This is a genomic window from Rhodospirillales bacterium, from assembly GCA_016710335.1.
Lineage (GTDB): Bacteria > Pseudomonadota > Alphaproteobacteria > Rhodospirillales > Defluviicoccaceae > JADJXQ01.
Genome location: JADJXQ010000023.1, coordinates 1 through 6,114 on the forward strand (window position 1 = coordinate 1; position 6,114 = coordinate 6,114).

A 6,114-nucleotide genomic window follows, 5' to 3' on the forward strand; every position below is an offset into this window, starting at 1 on the left:
GCATCAATCGCGCGCGCGCGCGATCTTGGCGCGGATGCCATCGCAGAGGACACCATCAGGATGATTGACGAGCCGCCGGAGCGCACCGCAACCGAGCACGGCGACAAGGTGGACCCGGGCTATGTGCAGTGGCAGAAGAACCGCGTCGAGCAGCGCCTCAAGTTGCTGGCGAAGTGGAACCCGAAGAAGTACGGCGACAAGCTCCAGCTTGACGGCAAGGTCGAGGGCGGCTTCGCGCTGGTGGTGAATCCGGCCGCACCGAAGAAGCGATCCGCCTGATGCTGCGCCGCGCCGAATACACGCCGCCCGGGCCCGTTGCAGAGGCGTTCCTGTACGATCCGGCCTTCGTCTCCGGCATCATGGGGCCGATCGGCAGCGGCAAGACGACCGCCTGCATCGTCAAGGCTCTGCTGGCTTCCGCGCGCCAGCCGAAGGACAAGCAGGGCCGCCGCCGTTCTCGCGGCGCCATCATCCGCAACACCTATCCAGAGCTGAAGACGACGACTATCAAGTCCTGGCATGAGTGGGTGCCGCAGGACTGCGGTCGCTGGCAGTCGGAAGGCCCGCCGACGCACTTCGTCAATGGTCCGGATGGCCTCGACATGGAAGTGATGTTCCTCGCCCTCGACCGGCCGGAGGACGCGCGCAAGCTGTTGTCGCTCGAACTAACCTGGGCCTACATCAACGAGGCCAGGGAGGTGCCGAAGGTCATCCTCGACTACTTGACCGGCCGCGTCGGGCGCTTCCCTCTGGTGCGCGACGGCGGCTGCAACGGCCCGCAGATATTCATGGACACCAACCCGCCGGACTCGGATCACTGGTGGTACAAGCTGGCAGAGGAGCAGCGACCGGAGGGCTTCGCATTCCATCGTCAGCCCGGTGGTCGCACGCCGGACGCCGAGAACCTCGACAACCTGCCGCCCGGCTACTACGCCCGCGCCGTGGCTGGCAAGCATCCGGACTGGATCAAGGTCTATGTCGACGGCGAGTATGGCTTTGTGCGCGACGGCAAGCCGGTCTACCCGGAGTACGCGGATTCATTTCACTGTCGCCCATTCGAGCTGGTCGAGAAGCACGGCATCCATGTCGGCCTCGACTTCGGCCTGACGCCGGCCGCTGTCATCGGCCAGCGCCTGCCGTCAGGCCAGTGGCGCACACGGCACGAGCTGGTGACGGAAGACATGGGGGTGACGCGCTTCGGCACCGAGCTGGCGCGCTTCCTGCGCGAACGCTTCACCGGCTGGACGGTGACGATCACCGGCGACCCGGCCGGCGAGGGCCGCGACCACGACGAGCGGACGGCCTTCGACATCCTCAAGGCGTGCGGCATCGAGGCGAAGAAGGCCAGCACCAACGACTGGACGCCGCGGCGCGATGCCGTGGCCGGCGCCATGGGCCGCGTCATCGACGGCGAGCCAGGCTTCTTGGTCCATCCCGATTGCCGCGTGCTGCGCAAGGCGCTGCAGGGAGGCTACTGCCTGCGCCGCATGGCCGTCGTCGGACAGGAGCGCTACAAGGACGCGCCGGACAAGAACGAGTACAGCCACGTTGCCGAGGCGCAGCAATACATGATGCTCGGCGGCGGCGAGGGTCGGCGCGTGATGGGCAAGAAGGACCGCTCCGCGGTGCGCCTGCCGGCGTTCGCGGATTCCGACTACGACGTTTTCAACACCTGACGAAAGGAAAAGCCATGGGTTCAATTTTTGGCGGTAACGACGCCCCAGACCCTCCGCCGCCCCCGCCGCCCCCGCCGCCTGTACCGACGATCGACGAGTCGAGGATGCGCCAGCAGTCGGCCGATGATGTGCGTCGTCGCCGCGGGCGCCGCGCGTCCGTGCTCACCGGCGCCGAGGGGGTTGGCGACACGCCGACCGGATCAAGGACGCTGATCGGCTCATGAAGATCGAGGAAGCCCGCGCCCTGGATGCCCAGGGCAAGCTCAAGCGCAAGGTACTTACCGAGCAGGGGTGGTATTTGCCGCGCTATACCGCGCAGACGGCGCCACTTCCCACGCCAGACGCACCGCCGAAGCCGCTCATCCTGCCGCCACGGCGCGGGCGCAGCAAGCCGAAGGAGAAGTAAGCCATGGCCGAATCGCGTGCCGACGAAATCATCCGCCGCCAGGACCAGCTCCGATCGGCGCGCTCGAACTGGGAAAGCCTCTGGCAGGAAGTGGCAGATCGTGTCTGGCCGCAGATGTCGGACTTCCTCAGCAAGCGCGAGCCGGGCGCCAAGCGCACCGAGAAGATTTTCGACTCGACGGCCTGCCTGGCGCTGGAGAAGTTCGCCGCCGCGCTGCATTCGCTGATCACGCCGGACAACCAGCAATACCACGGCCTGGTGCCGGCCGACAAGGAACTGCGCGAGTATCACCCGCTCAAGCAGTACCTTGAAGATGTGACCGAGATATTGTTCGCCGTGCGCCGCTCACCCTTCGCCAACTTCAGCAGCCAGGCGAGCGAGTGCTACAAGAGCCTCGGCGCCTTCGGCACGATGGGCATGATGGTCGAGGACATCCCGGGGCGCGGCATCCGCTACAAGTCCTGCCACCTGGCCGAGCTGTACATCAGCGAGAACGATCACGGCATCATCGACACGGTGCATAGGCGCTTCGAATACACCGCGCGCCAGGCCGCCTCCGCATTCGGGATGGAGCGCCTGCCGGACAAGATCAAGGCCGCCCTGGAGCGCAAGGACGAGGTCAGCAAGTTCGAGTTCATTCACGCCGTCGAGCCGAACCGCGAGCAAAAGCGCGGCCGGCTGGACTACGAAGGCATGGCCTTTAAATCCTGCTATGTCTCGGTCGAGGGCAAGCAACTGATGGAGGAGGGCGGATACCGCACCTTCCCCTATGCCGTAAGCCGCTACAGCACCAACCCGAAGGAAGTCTATGGCCGCGGCCCGGCCATGATGGTGCTGCCAGACATCAAGATGCTCAACGAGATGGAGAAGACGACCCTGCGCGCCGGGCACATGGCCGTCGATCCTCCGCTGCTGCTGCTTGAGGACGGTGCCCTGCAGGGGTTCCAGATGCGACCGCGCGCGCTCAACTTCGGCGGCATCGATGGCGAGGGACGGCAAATGGTGCAGCCGCTCAAGACAGGTGCGAACCTGCCCTGGCAGATCGAAATGAACGACGGCAAGCGCAAGCTGATCAACGAGGCGTTCCTGGTCACGCTGTTCCAGATCCTCGTCGAGACGCCGCAAATCACCGCCACCGAGGCGATGCTGCGGGCGCAGGAGAAGGGGCAACTGCTCGCCCCGACCATGGGCCGCCAGCAGTCTGAATTCCTCGGCCCGATCATCGAGCGCGAGCTGGACATCCTGGCCATGGCCGGCGCCCTTCCCGAACCGCCGCCCGAAGTGGCCGATCTGTTGCAAGACGGCATGATCAAGGTCGAGTACACCAGCCCGCTGTCGCGCCTGATGCGATCCGAGGACGCCGTGGCGATCCTGCGTACATTCGAGCAACTGGCGCCGATAGCCGAGATCGACCCGGGCGTGCTCGATGTCTTCGACACAGAGGCCCTGCCGCGCGAGCTGGCCGAGATCAACGGCGTGCCGGCCAAGGTGCTGCGTTCGCCCGAGACGGTGGCCAAGATCAAGGAAGGCAAGCGACAATCCGCCGCCATGCAGTCCATGCTGGCCGCCGCTCCGGTCGCCGCCGATGCTGCAAAGAGCCTGACCGAGGCCGCCGCCACCGCGGCAAGCGTGCCGCAGGCCATGCCGGGGATGGCGTGATGCGTGACGACTCCTGGCAGCAAGAGGACAAGGAATGGCGGGAATTGATGATCGACGGCGCCATCAACGCCGTCTTGCTGATCTGCGCGCTGGCGCCTGTCGTGTTCTGGTTGCTGTCCACCGTCGTTTGCCTCGTCTGCTGATGGGCGTGCTCGACTACGTGCGCCGGATGCGCGCCATGCGCCAAGCCTTCCGGCAATGTTTCCTCGGCGCCGACGGAAAGCCGACCCCGCAAGGGGAGCTGGTGCTGGCCGAGCTGCGCCGCTTCTGCCATGGCAGCCGTCCGACGCTGAAGTCCGGCATCAACGGCATTGATCCTTACGCCTCCGTCGCCGCCGCCGCTCGGCAGGAGGTTTTCTTCCGCATCACGGCCATGCTCGAGCTGAACGACTCGGACATCAACCGTATGCAGGAGCTTGCGGCACGACAACAAGGAGATGACGTTTATGGCTGAACCTGCACTGAACAACGACGGCGGCAACGGCGAGGGCTCCGCGTCCGGCGCCAGCAACGACCAGACCTGGGCGGCCGGCTTCGACGAGGAAACCCGCGGCTGGCTGGGCGGCATGGGAGTGGACAAGCTCCCGCCCGACAAGGCGTTGGCCAAGGTGATCCCGATGTACCGCAACGCCGAAAAGAAGCTCGGCGTACCGGCTGACCGCCTCTTTACGCTGCCGAAGGACGAGAACGACGCCGACGGCTTCCGCGCCGCCATGGTCAAGCTCGGCCTGCCGGAAACCCCGGACGGCTACGAATTGAAGGCGCCGGACGGAGATTCGGCAATTTCCTCAAGACCGCTACCGGCTGGATGCACGAGTTGGGCATTCCGAAGTCGCAGGCGCATGGCTTGGCTGCCAAGTGGAATGCCTACGTGCAGGCGCAGACGGCCGCCGCCGCCGAGGCGCAGAAGGCCCGCAACGCCGAGGACTACGCCGCACTGGAAAAGGAGTGGGGCGACCAGTACGACGCCAAGATCGAACTGGGCAACCGCGTGATTCGTGCGGCCGGCTTGAGCGAAGACGAGGCCCGCAAGATCACCGGCGCCATCGGTCTGAAGCGCGCCGCCACGCTGTTTGCCTACTTGGGCGGCTCCATGGGTGAGCACAACTTCAAGGGTGGAGAGCATGGCGGCAACCGCTTCCAGATGTCGCCGGCCGAGCTGCGCAGCAAGATCGGCAGCATCGAGGCGGACCCGGCTTATCAGGATCCGGCCTCGCCCAAGCACGCCGCGCTGGTGCAGGAAGCCTTTGAGCTGCGCAAGCTGCTTTACCCGGACCAGTAACCCTACGCTAAAGCGTACAACTGCGCGAATCCCCGGGCATAGGATTCGCGCATCAACGCGGGCAGGCCGGCATCCGCCGGTTCCGCTGACAGACAGCAAAGACTGACCGCCTGGCCTGGCGATAACGGGCAAGAAGTGGTTCCGGGTCGCCGGGGAGGCCCTTCGAAAAGTCGGTTTTTAACTTTTTGGAGGACTCTCACATGAGCACCCAAATCACGACCGCCATGGTCGAGCAGTACAAGGCGAACGTCCTGATGCTCTCGCAGCAGAAGGGTTCGAAGCTCCGCGCCACCGTGCGCACCGAGCAAGTCACCGGCAAGTCGGCCTACTTCGAGCGCATCGGCTCGGTGGACATGGTCGACGCCACCTCCCGCCACGACGACACGCCGCAGATCGACACGCCGCACAGCCGGCGCAAGGTCTCGCTCACCACCTCGCGCTTTGCCGACCTGATCGACAACGCCGACAAGGTGCGCACCCTCATCGACCCGACCAGCCCCTACGCCATGAACGCGGCCTGGGCCGCCGGCCGCAAGATGGATGCGGTGATCGTCGCAGCCGCCCGCGGCAACGCCTATTCGGGCGTCGACGGCTCCACCACCGTGGCCCTGCCATCGGCGCAGAAGATCGCCGCCGCATCGGCCGGCCTCACTGTGGCGAAGCTGCGCAGCGCCCGCGAAATCCTGCTCGACGCCGACGTCGATCTGGACATGGGCGTGACCTGCGTCATCAACCCGGCCGGCTTGACCGACCTCTTGAGCGCAACGGAGATCACCTCGTCCGACTACAACACCGTCAAGGCGCTGGTGTCCGGCCAGGTCGATTCGTTCATGGGCTTCAAGTTCGTCGTCACCAACCAGATGACCGACAGCTACGCCCTGGTGTACGCGAAGAACGCCATGGCCCTGGCAGTGGGTTCCGAGCCGGTGGTGCGCATCAGCGAACGCCCCGACAAGAACTACGCGACCCAGGTGTTCGTCGAGATGGACATCGGCGCCACGCGAGTGGAAGATGCCGGCGTCGTCGAAATCGCCTACGTCTAACCCACAGCCCACGGAAAGGAGAAATAGACCATGGGTATCGCAAACACC

General features: G+C 65.5%; 8 protein-coding genes. All 8 read left to right on the plus strand.

Features of this window, described 5'->3' with window-relative positions; genetic code table 11:
* Window positions 1–60 precede the first annotated feature (60 nt).
* The 8 genes from IPM60_15535 to IPM60_15570 all read left to right on the plus strand — a co-directional run bounded on the left by IPM60_15535 (window position 61) and on the right by IPM60_15570 (window position 6,066).
* Window positions 61–279 carry a hypothetical protein gene (locus IPM60_15535; protein MBK8909233.1) on the plus strand — a complete coding sequence of 73 codons (219 nt, stop codon included), beginning with the start codon at window positions 61–63 and terminating at the stop codon, window positions 277–279.
* Window positions 279–1,676, plus strand: a complete 1,398-nt coding sequence (locus tag IPM60_15540; GenBank protein MBK8909234.1) for a TerL — start codon at window positions 279–281, stop codon at window positions 1,674–1,676. The genes IPM60_15535 and IPM60_15540 overlap by 1 nt, the downstream gene beginning before the upstream one ends.
* A gap of 220 nt (window positions 1,677–1,896) precedes the next feature.
* Window positions 1,897–2,082 (plus strand): hypothetical protein, encoded by a 186-nt coding sequence (locus IPM60_15545; GenBank protein ID MBK8909235.1) that lies wholly within the window; start codon window positions 1,897–1,899, stop codon window positions 2,080–2,082.
* Between the two features lie 3 nt (window positions 2,083–2,085).
* A complete protein-coding gene (locus tag IPM60_15550) occupies window positions 2,086–3,741 on the plus strand; it encodes a head-tail connector protein (protein MBK8909236.1) in 1,656 nt (551 codons plus the stop codon).
* Entirely contained in the window at window positions 3,741–3,884 is a 144-nt protein-coding gene (locus IPM60_15555) for a hypothetical protein (protein MBK8909237.1), read from the plus strand. The genes IPM60_15550 and IPM60_15555 overlap by 1 nt, the downstream gene beginning before the upstream one ends.
* Window positions 3,869–4,195, plus strand: a complete 327-nt coding sequence (locus tag IPM60_15560) for a hypothetical protein (protein MBK8909238.1) — start codon at window positions 3,869–3,871, stop codon at window positions 4,193–4,195. Before IPM60_15555 ends, IPM60_15560 begins: the two co-directional genes overlap by 16 nt.
* A gap of 363 nt (window positions 4,196–4,558) precedes the next feature.
* Entirely contained in the window at window positions 4,559–5,023 is a 465-nt protein-coding gene (locus IPM60_15565) for a hypothetical protein (protein MBK8909239.1), read from the plus strand.
* Between the two features lie 200 nt (window positions 5,024–5,223).
* Window positions 5,224–6,066 (plus strand): hypothetical protein, encoded by an 843-nt coding sequence (locus IPM60_15570; GenBank protein MBK8909240.1) that lies wholly within the window; start codon window positions 5,224–5,226, stop codon window positions 6,064–6,066.
* The last annotated feature ends 48 nt before the right edge of the window (window positions 6,067–6,114 follow it).

Coding starts and splice junctions, on each gene's coding strand:
- IPM60_15555 (MBK8909237.1), top strand. CDS start 3,741: ATGCGTGACGACTCCTGGCAGCAAGAGGACAAGGAATGGCGGGAATTG.
- IPM60_15550 (MBK8909236.1), top strand. CDS start 2,086: ATGGCCGAATCGCGTGCCGACGAAATCATCCGCCGCCAGGACCAGCTC.
- IPM60_15540 (MBK8909234.1), top strand. CDS start 279: ATGCTGCGCCGCGCCGAATACACGCCGCCCGGGCCCGTTGCAGAGGCG.
- IPM60_15535 (MBK8909233.1), top strand. CDS start 61: ATGATTGACGAGCCGCCGGAGCGCACCGCAACCGAGCACGGCGACAAG.
- IPM60_15570 (MBK8909240.1), top strand. CDS start 5,224: ATGAGCACCCAAATCACGACCGCCATGGTCGAGCAGTACAAGGCGAAC.
- IPM60_15545 (MBK8909235.1), top strand. CDS start 1,897: ATGAAGATCGAGGAAGCCCGCGCCCTGGATGCCCAGGGCAAGCTCAAG.